Annotated in this window: 14 protein-coding genes; 2 read left to right on the top strand and 12 right to left on the bottom strand. The window is 67.1% G+C overall.

Features of this window, described 5'->3' with window-relative positions; genetic code table 11:
* Positions 1-392: 392 nt before the first annotated feature.
* Both def and recR read right to left on the bottom strand, forming a co-directional pair.
* Positions 393-917 (bottom strand): peptide deformylase, encoded by a 525-nt coding sequence (gene def, locus ASE82_RS10525; protein ID WP_056062589.1) that lies wholly within the window; start codon positions 915-917, stop codon positions 393-395.
* A 48-nt stretch (positions 918-965) separates the two neighbouring features.
* Positions 966-1562 carry a recombination mediator RecR gene (recR, locus tag ASE82_RS10520; protein ID WP_056052820.1) on the bottom strand — a complete coding sequence of 199 codons (597 nt, stop codon included), beginning with the start codon at positions 1560-1562 and terminating at the stop codon, positions 966-968.
* Positions 1563-1614: 52 nt separating this feature from the next.
* On the opposite strand from recR, the gene fmt reads away from it, so the two are divergent.
* The gene (fmt, locus tag ASE82_RS10515) at positions 1615-2541 is read left to right on the top strand and encodes a methionyl-tRNA formyltransferase (protein ID WP_056062588.1); all 927 of its coding nucleotides are present in this window, start codon (positions 1615-1617) and stop codon (positions 2539-2541) included.
* Entirely contained in the window at positions 2538-3296 is a 759-nt protein-coding gene (truA, locus tag ASE82_RS10510) for a tRNA pseudouridine(38-40) synthase TruA (protein ID WP_056062585.1), read from the top strand. The genes fmt and truA overlap by 4 nt, the downstream gene beginning before the upstream one ends.
* 55 nt (positions 3297-3351) lie before the next feature.
* Here the strand turns inward: truA and ASE82_RS10505 are convergent, their stop codons facing one another.
* The 10 genes from ASE82_RS10505 to smpB all read right to left on the bottom strand — a co-directional run bounded on the left by ASE82_RS10505 (position 3352) and on the right by smpB (position 17381).
* Entirely contained in the window at positions 3352-4569 is a 1218-nt protein-coding gene (locus ASE82_RS10505) for a class I SAM-dependent RNA methyltransferase (RefSeq protein ID WP_056062582.1), read from the bottom strand.
* Positions 4566-6050 carry an NAD(P)H-hydrate dehydratase gene (locus ASE82_RS10500; RefSeq protein WP_056062578.1) on the bottom strand — a complete coding sequence of 495 codons (1485 nt, stop codon included), beginning with the start codon at positions 6048-6050 and terminating at the stop codon, positions 4566-4568. The genes ASE82_RS10505 and ASE82_RS10500 overlap by 4 nt, the downstream gene beginning before the upstream one ends.
* The gene (locus ASE82_RS10495) at positions 6047-6358 is read right to left on the bottom strand and encodes a hypothetical protein (protein ID WP_235524657.1); all 312 of its coding nucleotides are present in this window, start codon (positions 6356-6358) and stop codon (positions 6047-6049) included. The genes ASE82_RS10500 and ASE82_RS10495 overlap by 4 nt, the downstream gene beginning before the upstream one ends.
* A gap of 250 nt (positions 6359-6608) precedes the next feature.
* Positions 6609-8330 carry a dihydroxy-acid dehydratase gene (ilvD, locus tag ASE82_RS10490; protein ID WP_056062576.1) on the bottom strand — a complete coding sequence of 574 codons (1722 nt, stop codon included), beginning with the start codon at positions 8328-8330 and terminating at the stop codon, positions 6609-6611.
* A gap of 335 nt (positions 8331-8665) precedes the next feature.
* On the bottom strand, positions 8666-9016 hold the full coding sequence (locus tag ASE82_RS10485; RefSeq protein ID WP_056062573.1) for a response regulator: 351 nt from the start codon (positions 9014-9016) through the stop codon (positions 8666-8668).
* A gap of 49 nt (positions 9017-9065) precedes the next feature.
* Positions 9066-11441 (bottom strand): hybrid sensor histidine kinase/response regulator, encoded by a 2376-nt coding sequence (locus ASE82_RS10480; protein ID WP_056063375.1) that lies wholly within the window; start codon positions 11439-11441, stop codon positions 9066-9068.
* 558 nt (positions 11442-11999) lie between these two features.
* Complete coding sequence (locus ASE82_RS10475; protein WP_056062570.1) at positions 12000-14045, bottom strand: M13 family metallopeptidase; 2046 nt, start codon at positions 14043-14045, stop codon at positions 12000-12002.
* Positions 14046-14175: 130 nt separating this feature from the next.
* Entirely contained in the window at positions 14176-16242 is a 2067-nt protein-coding gene (locus ASE82_RS10470) for a M13 family metallopeptidase (protein WP_056062567.1), read from the bottom strand.
* A gap of 83 nt (positions 16243-16325) precedes the next feature.
* Positions 16326-16820 carry a DUF2062 domain-containing protein gene (locus tag ASE82_RS10465; RefSeq protein ID WP_056063371.1) on the bottom strand — a complete coding sequence of 165 codons (495 nt, stop codon included), beginning with the start codon at positions 16818-16820 and terminating at the stop codon, positions 16326-16328.
* A 78-nt stretch (positions 16821-16898) separates the two neighbouring features.
* The gene (gene smpB / locus ASE82_RS10460; RefSeq protein WP_055879372.1) at positions 16899-17381 is read right to left on the bottom strand and encodes an SsrA-binding protein SmpB; all 483 of its coding nucleotides are present in this window, start codon (positions 17379-17381) and stop codon (positions 16899-16901) included.
* Positions 17382-17514 lie beyond the last annotated feature (133 nt).

Below are 17514 nucleotides of genomic sequence, written 5' to 3'. Positions count from 1 at the left end.
ATGCGCGCGCGGGCGGCTGGGTTCGGGAAGGAGATGGAGACGTCATGGGTGGAACATACGTCGAACGGTTGATGTAGGACAATCGGAATATGTTGTTCTCCCGCGGAGGCGAGAGCCCAGGGTTACGGGCGGTGGCGCTCGTGGTCCTGGGCCCCCGCCTTCGCGGGGGAACTAGAAAGGGGGCGCTCCGACACCCTCGCCGAACAGTACCACCCCGGCGGAGGCCGGGGCCCAATTGGAAAGGTCGCGGTAACGGAGGGATGCGCTCAATTGGCGATGTCCCCCAATTGGGCCCCGGCCTTCGCCGGGGTGGTAGCGTGTTGGGTGAACGGGTGCCCACTCTCAAGCGCTCGTGCTCGTGCTCGTGCTCGTGCTCGCCCCAGCCCCGCGCCTCACCCCAGCTTGCGCTGCTTCGCCAGCTTCTTCAGCACCATGTCGCGCTTGAGGCGGCTGATGTGGTCGATGAACAGCACGCCGTCGAGATGGTCGATCTCGTGCTGCATGCAGGTCGAGAGCAGGCCGTCGAAATCCTCCTCATGCGCAGCACCAGTTTCGTCGAGCCACTTCACGCGGCACCGCGCCGGCCGCGCGACCTCGGCATACTGCTCCGGGATCGAGAGACACCCCTCGTTGTAGGTGGAGACCTCGTCGCTGACCGACAGGATCTCGGCGTTGATGTACGCCTTGGGGTTCTTGATCGGCTTGTCGTCCTCGTCCTTCTCCTCCTGGAGATCGATGACGAGGACGCGCTTCTGCACGCCGACCTGGGTCGCGGCGAGGCCGATGCCGTTGAAGTCGTACATCGTCTCGATCATGTCGGCGACGAGCGTGCGGGTGGAGTCGTCGACCGTCTCCACCGGCTCGGCGACGAGGCGCAGGCGGGGATCGGGGACTTCGAGAACGGTCATGACGGTCATAGCGCGTCCGCTAAGGTACGCGTGGGCATCACGTCAAGCCGATGGGCGTCAAGCCATTGGCCTTCGGGCCCTTAGTGCCTGCGCCAACGTCCCCTCGTCGAGATAGTCGAGTTCGCCGCCGACCGGCAGGCCGTGCGCGAGTTGGGTGACCCGGACGGGGAAGCGTTCGATGCGCTCGGCGATGTAGTGCGCGGTGGTCTGGCCTTCGAGCGTGGCGTTCATCGCGAGGACAACTTCGTCGATGCCGCCGGCTTCGATACGACGGACGAGGCTGTCGATGCTGAGATCCTCCGGACGGATGCCTTCGAGTGCAGACAGGCGCCCGCCGAGGACGTGGAAGCGGCCGGGGAACAGGCGGGAGCGATCTAGCGCCCAGAGATCGGCGACTTCTTCGACGACGCAGAGCGAACGCTGGTCTCGGCGCGGGTCGGCGCAGATCGCGCAGGGGTTGGTGGTGTCGACGTTGCCGCAGGTCGAACAATTCTCCAGCCGCTCGTCGACCGCGGTCAGCGCCTCGCGCAACGGCCCCAGCGCCGCGTCGCGCTTCTTGAGCAGATGCAGCACGGCGCGACGTGCGGACCGGGGGCCGAGGCCGGGGAGCCGGGCCAGCGCCTGCGTCAGCGCCTCGATCTCGGGGGATGCCATAGGGAACAGATAGGGGGTTGCGCGGCTCCCCGCCAGCGTGTTCGAGAGGGCCATGCGGATCATCTTCATGGGAACGCCGGACTTCGCGGTGCCGGTGCTGGAGGCCCTCGTCGCGGCGGGGCATGACGTGGCGGCGGCGTATTGCCAGCCGGCTAGGCCAGGGGGGCGGCGTGGGCGCGAACTGGTGCCTTCGCCGGTGCAAGTCCGGGCGGAAGCGCTGGGGATCGAAGTGCGGACGCCGGTGTCGTTCAAGGCATCTCTGCCGGAGGGGCTGGAGGCTCGCGAGGCGTTTGCCGCGCTGGGGGCGGATGTCGCGGTGGTCGCGGCCTATGGTCTTATTCTGCCGCGCGCAGTGCTGGAGGCGCCTCGGTTCGGGTGTTTGAACGTGCATGGGTCGCTGTTGCCGCGGTGGCGCGGGGCGGCGCCGGTGCAGCGGGCTATCCTCGCGGGCGATGCCGAGACGGGCGTCGGGGTCATGCAGATGGAGGCGGGTCTGGATACCGGGCCGGTTCGGCTCGAGGGAAGGACGCCGATCGTCGGCAAGACCGCGGGCGACCTGACCGCCGAGTTGTCGACGATGGGCGCGCGGCTGATGGTCGAGGTGCTGGGCGATCTGGACGCCTACCCTGCCCGGCCGCAGCCCGAGGAGGGCGTCACCTATGCTGCGAAGATCGACAAGGCAGAGGCGCGGATCGATTTCGAGCGGTCGGCGGTCGAGGTCGAGCGACTGGTGCGGGCGATGAACCCGGCACCGGGGGCGTGGTTCGAGCATGCCGGCGAGCGGGTGAAGGTGCTGGCCGCGGACGTGCTGCCGTTCTCGTTTCTCGGGTGCGAGGGTCTGACGGTCAACGGAGAGCTGACGATCGGGTGCGGCGACGGGGCGATCCGGCCGACCTTGGTGCAGCGCGCTGGGCGTGGTGTTACCTCGGCCACGGAATTGCTGCGCGGGTTTCCGATTCGGTCGGGGACGCAGCTTTGACGCGGTTCGCGTTGACGGTGGAATTCGACGGGCGGCCGTTCATGGGCTGGCAGCGGCAGAAGCACGGGCCGAGCGTGCAGGCGGCGCTGGAGGCGGCGGTGCTGAAGATGACCGGCGAGACCGCGTCGGTGCAGGCGGCGGGGCGGACCGATGCGGGCGTGCACGGGATGGCGATGCGCGCGCATGTCGATATCGAAAAGCCGTTCGCGGCGTTTCGGTTGATGGAGGGGCTGAATGCGCTGGTGAAGCCGGCGCCGGTCTCGGTGCTGGCGTGCGAGGTGGTCGACGACGATTGGCATGCGCGGTTTTCGTGTGTCGGGCGGTCGTACGAGTACCGGATCGTCAACCGGCGCTCGCCGCTGACGTTCGAGGCGGGGCTCGCCTGGCAGGTGCCGCAGTTGCTGGATGCAGACGCGATGGCGGAGGCTGCGGGGGCGCTGGTTGGGCGGCATGACTTCACGACGTTTCGGTCAGCGCATTGCCAGGCGGATAGTCCGGTGCGGACTTTGGACCGGCTTGAGGTGGTGCGGGAGGGGGAGCGGTTGTTCGTCTATGCGGCGGCGCGGTCGTTCCTGCACCATCAGGTGCGGTCTATGGTCGGGTGTCTGGCGCTGGTGGGTATGGGGCGTTGGGCGGTTGGCGATGTCGCGAAGGCGCTGGCGGCGAAGGATCGGGCGATGCTGGGACTGAATGCGCCGCCCGATGGGTTGTTCTTCGTGAGTGCCGTTTACCCACCCCCGTCATCCCGGACTTGATCCGGGACCCAGAGTTATAAAGCGTAACGCTCGGTACCCTGGGTCCTGACTTTCGTCAGGATGACGGCTGGGGAGCGTTGCGGACGAACTTCGCGGCGAGTTCGACATGCGTCGACCAGCGGAACTGGCCGACCGGCTGGACCCAGTCGATCCGCCAGCCGGCGTCGCAAAGCTCCTTCGCATCGCGCGCGAAGCTGGCCGGATTGCACGAGACGTAAGCAATCACCGGTGTCTTGCACTCCGCTAGCGCGGTCGCCTGCTCGCGCGCGCCGGAGCGGGGCGGATCGATCACCACTGCATCGAAGCGGTCGAGCTCGGCGACCGTCAGCGGGCGGCGATAGAGATCGCGGTGCTCCGGGTAGACGGGCCGCTGGGTGCGGTGTGCGGCGGCCTTTAGCGAGCCGAGTGCGTCGCGCGCGCCCTCTGCGGCATAGACCTTGGCGGGAATCGCGAGCGTGAAAGTGCCGAGGCCGGCGAACAGGTCGGCGACCGTCGCGGGCTTGCCGATCGCTTCGAGCACAGCGGCGGTGAGCGCGGCTTCGCCATCGGGTGTGGCCTGGAGGAACGACGCGGGCGGGAGCGGTACGGGGACGCCGCCGAGCGTGATCGTGACCGCGTCGGGTTCCCAGCGCGTCTCGGGTCCGAGGCCGTCATCGAACGCTACGCGGGCGATCTTGTGGTCTTCGCAAAATTTGGTGAGTGCTTCGGCCGCGGGCAGGCCTTCGGGGGCGAACCCGGTGATCAGGATGTCCGCGCCCTGGTCGGCGAGCGTCAGGTGGATGTCGGCGCGGCGACGGAAGTTGAGGCGCTTGAGCAGTTGGCGCAAGGGCTGGACGAGCGCGAACAGGCGCGGATCGAGGATCCAGCATTCCTTGATGTCGACGATCGTGTGCGCCTTCTCCGCGGTGAAGCCGAGCGTGATCTTGCCGCCCTTGGCCTCGGCATGAAGCGTCGCGCGGCGGCGGCTGCGTTCGGGGGAGATGTGCGGCGTGCGGATCGGGGCGGACAGGTCCTGGCCGTCGAGCGCGGAGGCGATGCGGTCGGTGACGAACTCGGCATAGGCCTGGTCGTCGAGATGCTGGAGCTGGCACCCGCCGCAGGTCGGGAAATGCACACAGGGCGGCGTCTGGTGGTGCGGGCCGGGAATTACCGTGCCGTCGGCGGCGAGCGTGTCGCCGGGTGCCGAGAAGGCGGCGTGGCGTCCGTCGGCGGTCATGCCGTCGCCGCGGGCTGCGACGCGGACGATCGTGTCGATATTCGATTCAGAGGTCATAGTGACGCTCTGGCGGACCGAAGCGCTTCCGCCAAGTCGTCGGCGATGAAAGCCGCGCCCAATCGGCGGGCAGCGTCACCGTGGAGCCACACTCCGGCACAGGCTGCGTCGAGCGGATCGAGCCTGGCGGCGAGCATCGCGCCGATCGCGCCGGCCAGGACGTCGCCAGTGCCGGCGGTGGAGAGCCAGTCGCTGGCGCCCGGCGCGATGCGGACGCGGCCGTCGGGGGCGGCGATGACGGTATCGGCGCCTTTAAAGACGACGATGGCGTTGGCGCGGGTGGCGGCTTCGCGGGCTCGGGTGATTTTGTCGGCGTTTGATTTGCCAAAGAGCACATCGAACTCGCCGGAGTGCGGGGTGAGGATGACCGGGACGTCCAACGCCTTGATCCGGTCGGGGTCGAGGAGGCGGAGAGCGTCGCCATCGATGATTAGTGGGTGGCCCGAGGTCAGCGCAGCCTCGAGACGGGCCTTGGCGGCATCGTCGCGACCAAGGCCTGGGCCGATGACGAGTGCGCCGATGCGTTCGTTGGCGAGCGCGTAGTCGGAGAACGGCATACGGACGAGCGCGTGCGGGGGGCCTTCGCTGTCGCCAAGCAGGGTCACGTAGCCGGCGCCGGCACGCATCGCGGCCAGGGCTGCGAGGTCGGAGGCGCCGGACATGGTGCCGGCGATGATCGCGACCATGCCTCTGGTGTATTTGTGCGAGTCCGGGCCGGGGGTTGGGAGGCTTGGGGTTTTGAGAACCTCAGCTTGGCTGACGGTGGGAACGCCAATGTCGAGGAGATGGATCTGGCCGCAATAGCGCGCGGCGGGTTGGAGGAGGTGCGCTGGTTTTATCGCGCCGAGCGCGAGGGTGAGGTCGAAGACGGGCGGCGTGCTGAGGGCCCTGCCAGAGTCGGTGGCGAGACCGCTGGGGAGGTCGATCGCGATGCTCAGTTGAGCGGCGTTCGCGAGGGAATGGAGACACTCGACCACAGACCGTTCCCCCGCGGACGCGGGGGCCCAGCTAAGTTTAAGGGGCGTACCCAGCGGCTTACTCTGGGCCCCCGCGTCCGCGGGGGAACGGTTGAGGGTCGGTGTTGTACTGGCGTCGAGCGGGCGCGTGAGGCCCGTGCCGAACAGCGCGTCGACGAGGATTGGAGCGGGTTTCGCCGCCGCCAGCGTTTCGACCGGGCCTAGCCACCCTGCCCTCGCCGACTTCGCCGCGTCGGTCTTGGGCTCCGACAGCGCCGCGACCCTCACCGCAATGCCCATTTCCGCCAGCACACGGGCTGCGACATAGCCGTCGCCGCCGTTGTTGCCGGGGCCGCAGAGGATCAGGACTTCGTTCGCGCCCGCCAGCCGGCGAACGGCGCCCGCGATCGCGGTGCCGGCCCGCTCCATCAGCATCTCGACCGAAACGCCGGTGGCGATTACCGCATCTTCCGCCGCGCGCATTTCGGCAGCGGTCAGGACGGGCTGGCCTTCGATGCCGATCATGACGGCTTGGTCGCGCCCTTGACGGTGGCGGGGAGGCGGTAACGGTCGCTACCGAGTTCGACTTCGATACCATTGCCCTCGATCAGGCCGACCTTCGCGACCTCCGCCCCGTCCGCTGCGACAACGCCGCGGCCGTCGTCTGTGACGAGCAGGCGGCGGAACGCGCCATCGGGGTGGCGGATCGTCAGAATCTGGCCGGTCTCACCCTTGGTTTGTTCGATCGTGCAGACCGTTTGGAATACCGCAGTCCCGCGTGCGCAGGGGATGCGGAGGTCGCCGGCGGACTCCCTGGCCTGCTCGGCCGCCACCCGTGCGCTGGACGGTTTTCCGGGCCCGCATGCCGCGAGGGGCAGCGAAAGGAGGGCAAGCCACAAGACTCGGTTGGATGTCCTACCGAAGCCGTCATCCACGCGGCCTTCCGTCATCCCAGCGAAAACTGTGATCTCCCCGATCGGGTCACGACGCGCGCCAACCGGGATACCCCAGCTTTCGCCGGGGTGACGGGCGGAGTGCGGGTTTTGCCGAAACACTCGTCTCAGTTCATATTTTCGCGTGGGCTCAAATATCCGCGTAGACATGGGTTTCGGCTGCGGCTCCAGGGTGCGTGACGGCACCCTTGTACGCGGGGCCGACGGTCTTCGCATAGCGCCAGAGTGCACCCGAACCGTAATCGTTGACGCGCGGCACCCACGCCGCACGTCGCGCGGCCATCACGTCCTCGGGCACGTCGAGGTCGATCGTCCCGGCCTCCGCGTCGATGTGGATGATGTCACCATTCTGGACCAGCGCGATCGGCCCGCCGTCCGCCGCTTCAGGGCCGACATGGCCGATGCAGAAGCCGCGCGTGCCGCCCGAGAAGCGGCCGTCGGTGATCAGCGCGACGCTCTCGCCCATGCCGAGGCCGTAGAGCGCGGCGGTGGTCGACAGCATCTCGCGCATGCCGGGGCCGCCCTTGGGGCCTTCGTAGCGGATGACGATGACTTCGCCTTCGTTGATCTCGCGGTTCTCGACGGCGGCGAAGGTGTCTTCCTCGCAGTCGAACACGCGGGCTGGCCCCGAGAACTGGAGGCGGTGCATGCCGGCGACCTTCACGATCGCGCCGTCGGGGGCGAGGCTGCCGCGCAGGCCGACCACTCCGCCCGTAGGCGTCAGCGGGGTCTTGATGTCGTAGATGACCTTCTGGTCGGGGTTCCACGTCACCTGGTCGATGTTCTCGCCGAGCGACTTGCCCGTCACCGTCAGGCAATCGCCATTGAGGAACCCGCCCGCGAGCATCGTCTTCATCAGCATGTAGACCCCGCCCGCCTCGTACATGTCCTTGGCGACGTACTTCCCACCGGGTTTGAGGTCCGCGATGTAAGGCGTTGTCTTGAAGATCTCAGCGACGTCGAACAGGTCGAACTCGATGCCGGCTTCGGACGCCATCGCGGGCAGATGCAGCGCGGCGTTGGTCGAGCCACCGGTCGCGGCGACGACGCGCGCGGCGTTGATGAACGCTTCGCGCGTGCAGATGTCACGCGGGCGGATATTGTCGGCGAGACACTCCATGACCTGTGCGCCCGCCGCCACGGCGATCTGTTCGCGCGTGGTGTAAGGTGCGGGCACCATGTTGCTGTTCGGAATCGACAAACCGATCGCTTCCGCGACGCAGGCCATCGTGTTCGCGGTGTACTGGCCGCCGCACGCACCGTGGCCGGGGCACGCGACCTTCTCGATCGCGTGGACTTCGGAGAGCGGGCACGCGCCGGCGGCGTATTTGCCGACGATCTCGAACACGTCGACGACGGTGACGTCGCGCTCCTGATAGCGGCCGGGCAGGATCGATCCGCCATAGACGAACACCGACGGGATGTTGAGGCGGAGCATCGCCATCATCATGCCGGGGAGCGACTTGTCGCAGCCGGCGAACCCGACGAGTGCGTCGTAGCAATGGCCGCGGACCGAGAGTTCGACCGAGTCGGCGATGACTTCGCGGCTCACCAGCGAGGCCTTCATGCCCTGATGGCCCATCGCGATGCCGTCAGTGACGGTGATCGTGTTGAACCGGCGCGGCATGCCGCCGCCCTGGATGACGCCGGCCTGCGCGGCATCGGCCTGCGCGTCAAGCGTGGTGTTGCAGGGCGCGGAGTTGTTGCCGGCGGACGCGAGCGCGACGAACGGGCGCGCGATCTGCTCCTCGTCGAGGCCCATCGCGTAGTAGTAGCTGCGGTGCGGGGCGCGTTCTGGGCCGACGGAGACGTGGCGGCTCGGCAGGCGCGATTTGTCGAATGTGCGGGTCATGGCGAACGCCTATGTCGCGAGAGAGGGTATTTGCGCAAGAGAGTTGCGTTGAATTTTGCGTGGGGGTTCGCTCACATCTGCGTCATCGCCGCGCTTGCGGGGATCCAAATCGGCAGCCGTTGAGGATTTTCACACCGGAGTCTGCCAATATGGGTTCCCGCCTTCTCGGGAATGGCGAGGCTGCGTGGGGCCGCTCCCCTCCCTGGAAGGGAGGGGTTGGGGGTGGGTCGGCTTGTTGGCTGACGTTGACCTGCCCAAACGGCCTACCCACCCCCGGCCCCTCCCTTTCAGGGAGGGGGGTAGAAGGCGTAGCGTTTGGCACTCTATTACGACGATTAGAGGCCTTCGAGGGCCTTCGCTACTCCGTCCATGGTGAAGGGCTTCTGCAACCGTGGGCGGTCGCGAAATTCTGGCGCGACGCCGTCATCGCCGCCGCCGGTGGCGAACACAAAGGGGACGCCTCTGGCCGCCAATGCCTCGGCGACTGCGGTGCTCTTCTCGCCGCCACGCAGGTTCACGTCGAGGATCGCGCCATCGACGCCGCCCTCTTCGATCCGCTTGAGCGCGTCGGCGACGGTATCGACCGAGCCTGCGACTCCCTTATCCAATACCTCGAGGAAATCCTCCAGCATCATGGCGATCAACGGTTCGTCCTCGACGATGAGGATCTGTTGGGTAGCGGTCATATTTCTCGCATAGTCGGGATTGTTACGACTTGCCAACATCTTGTTCGAGTCAGCGCGCGGCCAGCACGTCTCGTGCCGCTTCGGCTAATTCCTGCACCGAGAACGGCTTGGGCAGGAACGCGACGTTGTCGAGGTCGATCGACTTGCGCAACTGCTCCTCGGCGTAGCCCGACATGAACAGGATCGGCAGGTCCGGAAATTTCTCGCGCGCGTGACGGACCATCGTCGGACCATCCATCTGCGGCATGACGACGTCGCTGATAAGCAGGTCGGGGCGGCCGTGTTTCTCCAGCACTTCGAGCGCGATCTCGCCGTTTTCCGCGGTCAGCACTGTGTATCCTTGCCGCGTGAGCGCGCGCTCGGCGACGGCGCGGACCATGTCCTCGTCCTCGACCAGCAGGATCGTACCCGTGCCCCACAGGTCGACCGGCTTCGGCGTCGGCTTGATGACCACAGGGCGAGTCGCGGCTGGGGCCGAATGGACCGGCAGGTACATCGAGAAGGTCGCGCCCTGCCCTGGCTTGCTGTCGGCGAAGATGTAGCCGCCGGACTGCTTGACGATGCCGTAGACGGTCGAGAGGCCGAGCCCGGTGCCCTTGCCGAATTCCTTGGTGGTGAAGAACGGCTCGAAGATCTTGGGCAACACGTCGGGTGGAATGCCGGTGCCGGTGTCCTGCACGATCAACGCCGTATAGTCGGCGACCGGCAGGATGTCGGACGCCATCTCGCGCACTTCGGACGCGGGAACGGCGCGCGTCGTGATCGTCAGCACGCCGCCGCCCCGCGCGTTCGCCGAGACGATCGCGTCGCGCGCATTGACCGCTAGGTTGACGACGACCTGTTCGAGCTGGCCAGGATCGGCGCGGACGGGGCCGAGATTGCGGCCGTGCGTCATGTCGAGGCGGACGTTCTCGCCCATCAAACGCTTGAGCAGATTGGACACCTCCGAGACGACGTCGGGGAGCTGGAGGATCTGCGGGCGGAGCGTCTGCTGGCGCGAGAAGGCGAGCAGTTGGCGGGTCAGGCTAGCGGCGCGGTTCGAATTGGTGCGGACCTGCTGGATGTCGTCGTAATCGCTGTCGCCGGGCGAATGACGCATCAGCATCAGGTCGCAGTGGCCGATGATCGCGGTCAGGATGTTGTTGAAATCATGCGCGACGCCGCCCGCGAGCTGGCCGACCGCCTGCATCTTGGTGGCCTGCGCCACTTCGCGCTTGAGGCGGCTTTCCTCGCTATTGTCCTTGAGGCTGAGCAGGACGGCGGCGTCGCCCAATCCGCGCGCACCGGCGATGGTGAGTGCGACCGGCTCGTCGGGGTGATCCTTGAGGCGGACCGCCATGTCGGCGGAATGCGTCGCGCCGTTCGCAAACTTGCGGATCGCGTCGGCGACCGCGGCCTTGTCCTCGCGGACGACGAGGTCGCCTGGATAGAGCGGCGGCGCGACCGCGTTGACACCGGCCGCGCGCAGGAAGGAGTCATTCATCTGGAGGAAGCGGCCGTCGCGATCGACCAGCGCCATGCCGAACGGCATCATGCTGACGAGGCTGCGGACGTGCGCGGAGGCACTGGCGCCGAGTGCGGGTGCGTTCTCCTCCTCGTCGAGCAGTGCGACCAGCACGGGCGCGTCGTCGCCGTCGAGGAACGGGATCTGGAGGACGCGGAGCGGCGTGCCTTCGAGGCCCTCGCGTTCGAACCGGACGAGGCCGCGGCTGTCGGTGATGAGGAACCGAGCGAAGTCGCGGCCTTCGATCGTATCGTATTCGTCGCCGCACGCCCGCGCGCGCAGCACGCGGTTGGCGGTGCGGACGCGGCCGTCGGGGGAGAGCAACGCGGCCATGATGCCGCTGCCGCCGAGCCGGTCTCCGGTCGGGCCGGTCAGCAGCGCGGCGAGCGTCTCGGCGAGGTCGTGTTCCTGCGCGGTGACGAAGCGCCAGACGAGCATGTCGGCGTCGTCGCCGGCGCGCGCGATCTGCGCGGACAGGCAGACGTTGCGGGCGTTGAGGCGCTCGACCTGCGCGGTGCCGTCGCGCCAGGCGGAGCGGCCGGCGTCGGCGAGTGCTGCGTTGCCGGCCTCGTCGAGCGGGAGGCCGGGGGGCGTCGGAAAACCTTCGAACAGCGCCTCGTAGGCGTCGTTGGCGCAGACGAGCCGCCCGGCGCGGTCGGTGATCGCTAGCGCGTCGGTGCCGGCTTCGGCGACGGTGCGGGTGAGGTCCCAGTCGACCGGGCGCGGCGCATCCCTGGCGACGGGATTGAGCAGGCGCCAGGCGATCAGCGCGCCGATGACGATGATGGCGGCGGCGAAGAAACCGGCGGCGGCAATCCAGCTACCGACGAGCAGGAGCACGATCGCGGCGGCGGCGACGGCCGAGGCGATGGCGACGAGTGCTGCGTTGCGGGCGGGGGTGGGTAGAGCGAGCGATGCCATCGCGGGGGTCATCCGCTGTTGCGGGGTGAGGCGTCAAGCGGGATGGTGGGTTTGGGGGGACTGAGCTTGTCTCGCAGGCGCGAGGCGCGAGGCGCGCACTTCCCTTGCGGACTAGCTCTCATACCACCCCGGCGAAGGCCGGGGTCCAATTGGGAAGGTTACAGTAACGAAGCGCGGTCCGTCGTCAGCAACGTTCCCCAATTGGACCCCGTCCTTCGCCGGGGTGGTAGAGAAGGACACTTCAACCTTCTGCTCCCCCGCGGAGGCGGGGGTCCAGGGTTACGGAGGATAGCGCTTGTGGCTCCTGGGCCCCCGCCTCCGCGGGGGAACTAGGGGTCACCGCTAAACTGCGTCGGCGGTCTTTCTGCTCCCCTCCCTGGAAGGGAGGGGTTGGGGGTGGGTCGGCCCGTTGGCGGACGATGCCCTCCCCAAGCGGCCGACCCACCCCCTGCCCCTCCCTGCCAGGGAGGGGGGATCGTTGGGGGCTGGGCTGCCTTGAGCGCTTTCCTCAGAAAGACGCGCCCAGTTTCCGCTCCCCCCGCTATCCGAGGGAAACCCTTACCAGATCCGAACGCGCTGTTCCGGGGTCAGGTACAGCTTCTGCCCGGGCGTCGGCTTGTATGCCGCGTACCAGGGGTCGAGATTCCGCACGACCCACGCGCGCTGCTGCGACGGCGAGTGAGGATCGGTCAGCAAGCGGTTGCGGAGATTGGCTTCGCGGTAGTTGCGACGCCACACCTGCGCCCAGCCGAGATAGAAGCGCTGGTCGCCGGTGAAACCGTCGAGGACCGGCGCGGTCTTGCCGCCGAGCGCCGTGTGGTACGCGTCGTACGCGACAGTGAGGCCGGCGAGATCGGCGATGTTCTCGCCCATCGTCAGCTGGCCCTTCACGTGCATGCCGGGCAGCGGTTCGTACGCGTCATACTGCGCGCCGAGCTTGCCGGTGAGCGCCTTGAAGCCGGCGATGTCCTTGGCCGTCCACCAGTCGGTGAGCTGGCCCTTGGCATCGTACTTCGAGCCCTGGTCGTCGAAATGATGGCTCAGTTCGTGACCGATCACCGCGCCGATGCCGCCGTAATTGACCGCGTCATCCGCCTTCGGATCGAAGAACGGCGGCTGCAGGATCGCCGCGGGGAAGACGATCTCGACCATGCCGAAATTGGCGTAGGCGTTCACCGTCATCGGCGTCATGCCCCATTCCCAGCGCTGCAAGGGCTTGCCGAGCTTGGAGATATTGTCCTGGTGCTGCCATTCGTTCGCGCGCCATTCGTTGCCGAATGCATCGCCCGACGTGATCGTCAGCCCCGAGAAATCCTTCCACTGACTGGGATAGCCGATCTTCGGGGTGAAGGCGGCGAGCTTGGCGTGCGCCTTGACCTTGGTCTCGGGCGCCATCCATTCGAGCTTGTCGATCCGTCGGCCCATCGCGGCGAGCACGTTCTTGACGAGCTTGTCGGCTGCGGCCTTCGTCTCGGGCGGGAAATACTGTGCGACGTAGAGCTTGCTGACCTCGTCATCGAGCGCGCCGGAGGTGAACTGGACGCCGCGCTTCCAGCGGGCTTCCTGCTCGGGGGTGCCGCCGAGGACGGTGCCGTAGAACGCGAACTGCTCGGCGTCGAACGCCTTGGGGAGGACGTCGGCGTAACCGTCGAGCGAGCGGAGGATCAGCTGGTCCTTGAGCACGCCGATCGGCGCGGTCGAGACGAGCTTGGCGATGCCGGTGATCGCGGAGGGCTGCGCGACGATGACGGTCGGGACGGGCGTGCCGATGCCCTTGAAATACGCGGCGAAATCGAAGCCTGGTGCGCGCTTGGCGAGATCGGCGACGGTCATCTTGTTGTACGTCTTGGTGGCGTCGCGGCTATCGACGCGGGTCCAGCTGACCTTGGCGATCTCGGTCTCGAACGCGAGCAGCGCGGTCGCGCGGGCCTCGGCATTGGGTTCGCCGGCGAGGGTCAGCATCTTGACGATGTGCGCGCGGTAGGCGTTGCGCGCCTCGACCAGCTTCGCGTCGGTGCTGAGATAGTAATCCCGGTCGGGGAGACCGAGGCCGGACTGGCCGAGCGAAAGCGCGTATTGCTCGGGCAGCTTGTCGTCCTGGCCCACGCCACCGCCGAACGGGCCGCCGATCCCGGCGCGGTCGGCTTCGGCGAGGAGGGCGGGATAGCCTGCGCGGTCGTTCAGCGCGGCGATCTTGGAGAGCCACGGCTTGATCGGGGCGAGGCCCTTGCCTTCGATGGTGCCGGTATCGAGGAACGTCGCGTACGCGCGGCCGATCTTCGAGTTCGGGTCCTTGGCGGCGGTATCGAGGATGCCGCGGGTGCGCGTCTCGGACAGGTCGGACAGGAGATTGAACGAGCCGTAGTTCGACTTGTCGGCTGGGATCGGGGTGTTCTTGGACCAGTTGCCGTTGGCGAAGGTGTAGAAGTCGTCGCCGGGCTGGACGGTCTTGTCCATGCCCTTCTCGTCGAAGCCGAACGTCCCGTATTGCGCACCGGTGGAGGCGGCTGCGGGAGTGGTTGGTTCGGAGGTTTGCGAGATGGCGGCGGTGACGCCGGTGATGGCGGTTGCGGCGAGTAGGCCGGCGACGATGAAGGACTTCATGGGGTTCTCCGGGAGAAGCTTAGTCAAACAAGATTCCGTTCCCCTGCGAAAGCAGGGGCCCAGGGTCACACACGGCGTCTTTCGTGACCCTGGGCTCCCGCTTTCGCGGGAGAACGGTAGGAGGTCGTAGTTACCAGATACGGACGCGGTTGGCGGGGGCGAGGTAGCTCTTCTCGCCGGGCTTGGCGCCAAATGCGGCGTACCAGGGGTCGAGGTTGCGGACCGTCAGGACGCGCTGGTGGCCCGGCGAATGCGGGTCGGACAGCAACGTCTGCTGGAGCGCGGCGTCGCGGAACTTGGTGCGCCAGACGCCGGCCCAGCCATAGTAGAAGCGCTGGTCACCGGTCGTGCCGTCGATGATCGGCGCGGGCTTGCCGCCGAGCGACTTGTGGTACGCGTCGTACGCCACCGTGAGGCCCGCCAAGTCGGCGATGTTCTCGCCGAGCGTAAGGCCGCCCTGGATGTGCTGGCCGGGGAGCGGTTCGTACGCGTCGTACTGCTTCACGAGCGCGTCGGTGAAGACCTTGAAGCGCGCGACGTCCTGCGGCGTCCACCAGTCGGTGAGCTTGCCGTTGAGGTCGTATTTGCGGCCTTGATCGTCGAAGTGATGGCTGATCTCGTGACCGATCACCGCGCCGATGCCGCCGTAATTGACCGCCGGGTCCGCCTTCGGATCGAAGAACGGGGGTTGCAGGATCGCGGCCGGGAAGACGACCTCGTTCATCGTCGGGTTGGCGTAGGCGTTGATCGTCATCGGCGTCATGAACCACTCAGCCCGATCGATCGGCTGGCCCAGCTTCCTGAGGTCGCGGTCGTATTCGAACGCGTTGGCGCGCGACACGTTACCGACGAGATCGCCGCGCTGGATCTGGAGCGCGGAATAATCGCGCCACTTGTCGGGGTAACCGATCTTCGGCGTGAAGGCGGCAAGCTTGGCGAGCGCCTTGGTCTTGGTCTCGGGCGCCATCCATTCGAGGTTCCGGAGACGCTCGCCCATCGCGGCGATGACGTTCTTGACGAGATCGTCCGCCGCGGCCTTCGACGCGGGCGGGAAATACTTCGCCACGTACTGCTGGCCGATCGCCTCGCCCATCGCGCCCGACACGGTCGAAACGCCGCGCTTCCAGCGGACCTGCTGCTCGGGCGTGCCCGACAGCGTGGTGCCGTAGAAGGCGAAGTTGGTCTTGTCGAAATCGCTCGAGAGGTACGGCGCGTACGAACGCAGCACCTTGAGCATCGCATAGTCCTGCAGGACATTGATCGGCGTGTCGGCGAACACCTTCGCCTCGCCGGTCACCGCGCTCGGCTGTGCTACGAGATAGAACGGACGGCCGGCGACGCCCATCGCGGTCATGTACTGCGCCCACGGGAAGCCCGGCGCCTTCGCGGCGAAGTCGGCGGCGGTCCATTTGTTGTAGGTCTTGTCGGCGTCGCGGCTCTCGATCCGGGTCCAGTGCGCGGTCGCGAGGCCCTTTTCCATATTGAAGACGGCGGCGGCGCGGGCGGCGGCGTTGGGCTCGCCGGCGAGCGTCAGCATCCGTGTGAGATACGCCTGGTACGCTGTGCGGATAGTTGCGAGCTTCGCGTCGTCCTTGAGGTAGTAATCGCGATCGGGGAGGCCGATGCCGCTCTGGCCGAGGCTCACGACATAGGTGGTCGGGTCCTTGTCGTCCTGTTGCACGCCGACGCCGACGAGGCCGCCGACGCCCATGCGCTGGAGCTTGGCAATCTCGGTGACGAGCGCGGTCTTGTCCTTGGTCGCCTTCAGCGCCGCGAGCATCGGCTTGACGGGCGTCGCGCCCTTCGCGTTGACCGCGGCCTCGTCCATGAAGCTCGAGTAGAAATCACCGACCTTGTCGCCGGGAGTCTTGGCGGAGACGTCGAGGATCGTGCGGGTGCGTTCGAGCGACAGGTCCTGGAGGACGTGGAACATGCCGTAAGACGAGCGATCGGCGGGGATCGGCGTGGTCTTCACCCAGCCGCCGTTCGCGTAATCGAAGAAGTCGGTGCCCGGCGTCACGTCGGTATCGCGGCCCGCCATGTCGAAGCCGAAATCGCCGATCTGCGGCTTGTTGGCGTCCTTGGCGGCGACGGGGCCCTTGGCAGCCTTGGCGAGGGTCGGCGACGGGGTGTTCGTTTGGGCGAAAGCCGATGCGGCGGACGCGAGCAGGATCACGGTAACAATCGACTTACGCATCAAGAACCTCGGAGAAAGATCTTCAGGATGCGATGTGTTCTACGCCGATAGGACGGTCCGTCAATTCCAACCGGTGTCAAATGTTACGAAACATTACCGTGGCGATTGTCGTGGCGATTGCGCCACTTGCGCGCGATCCATAGTCGCCAGCCGAGCGCGCTGAGCGCATAGCCGCCGACCGAACAGACGACCGTGATGACCAGCAGGCCAAGCGCGGTGGCGGGTCCCGCCTGCATCAGCCACGGAATCCATTCGGTGCGCGCCGCGGCGTCGGCGACGGGCTGGCCGGGGACGTGCGCGTCGAGCCGCAGCAAGGACGAGCCGATCCAATAGGCCGCGATCCAGAGCGGCGGCGTCGTCAGCGGGTTGGTGATGAAGGTGGTGAGCGCAGCGGTCGGCACGTTGGCGCGGAACGGCAGCGCGAAGATCGCCGCGACGGGCGTCTGCGCAACCGGGATCAGGATGCCCGCGACCATCCCCAGCGCGACGCCACGCGGGACCGAGCGGCGGGTGAAGCGCCAGAGTTCGGGCGCGAGCACACGGTGCGCGACCGGGCGAAGGAGACGGTTCTTTTCCATCGATTCGCGAGTCGGCAGATTGCGATGCGACCACGCCGCGAGGCGCCCGAAGATACTGCCCGGCGTCTTGGGCACAGCCTATCCGCGATCCCGCATGATCCGGCCCTGCTCGCGCTTCCAGTCCTGTTCCTTCACCGAATCGCGCTTGTCATGGTTCTGCTTGCCCTTGGCGAGCGCCAGTTCGATCTTCGCGCGACCCTTCGAATTGAAGTAGATCATCAGCGGCACGAGCGTCATGCCCTGGCGCGCGACCGCCCCGAACATCTTGTTGATCTCGCGCTCGTGGAGCAGCAATTTGCGCGGCCGCTTGGGCTCGTGGTTGAACCGGTTGCCGTGGCTGAATTCGGGGATGTTCGAGTTCACCAGGACGACGTTCTTGCCCTTCACCTCGGCATAGGCCTCGGCGATCGATCCCTCGCCGCCGCGCAGCGCCTTCACCTCGGTGCCGGTGAGCGCGATGCCTGCCTCGAACACCTGCTCGATATAATAATCATACCGCGCGCGCCGGTTCTCGGCGACGATCTTGGTCTTCTCGAAGGTCGGGGGTTTGGGACGTGCCATGGGACGCGCGATGTAGGAGGTCGCGAGGCTTAGGGGAAGCGCAGCGTTACGTTTCTTGACGCCCTCTTCTGGATCCTCCCCCGCCAGGGGGAGGTGGCACCGAAGGTGACGGAGGGGGAGGACCTCACCACCG

This window comes from Sphingomonas sp. Leaf230, assembly GCF_001421745.1.
Taxonomy (GTDB): Bacteria; Pseudomonadota; Alphaproteobacteria; order Sphingomonadales; family Sphingomonadaceae; genus Sphingomonas.
The sequence above is the reverse complement of the archived record's forward strand: the minus strand, read 5'-3'. Positions and strand labels throughout refer to the sequence as shown.

Excerpts from the sequence above, each read along its gene's own strand:
- recR (WP_056052820.1), bottom strand. The coding sequence starts at position 1,562 with ATGGCATCCCCCGAGATCGAGGCGCTGACGCAGGCGCTGGCCCGGCTC.
- smpB (WP_055879372.1), bottom strand. The coding sequence starts at position 17,381 with ATGGCACGTCCCAAACCCCCGACCTTCGAGAAGACCAAGATCGTCGCC.
- ASE82_RS10470 (WP_056062567.1), bottom strand. The coding sequence starts at position 16,242 with ATGCGTAAGTCGATTGTTACCGTGATCCTGCTCGCGTCCGCCGCATCG.
- ilvD (WP_056062576.1), bottom strand. The coding sequence starts at position 8,330 with ATGACCCGCACATTCGACAAATCGCGCCTGCCGAGCCGCCACGTCTCC.
- ASE82_RS10480 (WP_056063375.1), bottom strand. The coding sequence starts at position 11,441 with ATGGCATCGCTCGCTCTACCCACCCCCGCCCGCAACGCAGCACTCGTC.
- fmt (WP_056062588.1), top strand. The coding sequence starts at position 1,615 with ATGCGGATCATCTTCATGGGAACGCCGGACTTCGCGGTGCCGGTGCTG.
- def (WP_056062589.1), bottom strand. The coding sequence starts at position 917 with ATGACCGTCATGACCGTTCTCGAAGTCCCCGATCCCCGCCTGCGCCTC.
- ASE82_RS10485 (WP_056062573.1), bottom strand. The coding sequence starts at position 9,016 with ATGACCGCTACCCAACAGATCCTCATCGTCGAGGACGAACCGTTGATC.
- ASE82_RS10475 (WP_056062570.1), bottom strand. The coding sequence starts at position 14,045 with ATGAAGTCCTTCATCGTCGCCGGCCTACTCGCCGCAACCGCCATCACC.
- ASE82_RS10505 (WP_056062582.1), bottom strand. The coding sequence starts at position 4,569 with ATGACCTCTGAATCGAATATCGACACGATCGTCCGCGTCGCAGCCCGC.
- ASE82_RS10465 (WP_056063371.1), bottom strand. The coding sequence starts at position 16,820 with ATGGAAAAGAACCGTCTCCTTCGCCCGGTCGCGCACCGTGTGCTCGCG.
- ASE82_RS10500 (WP_056062578.1), bottom strand. The coding sequence starts at position 6,050 with ATGATCGGCATCGAAGGCCAGCCCGTCCTGACCGCTGCCGAAATGCGC.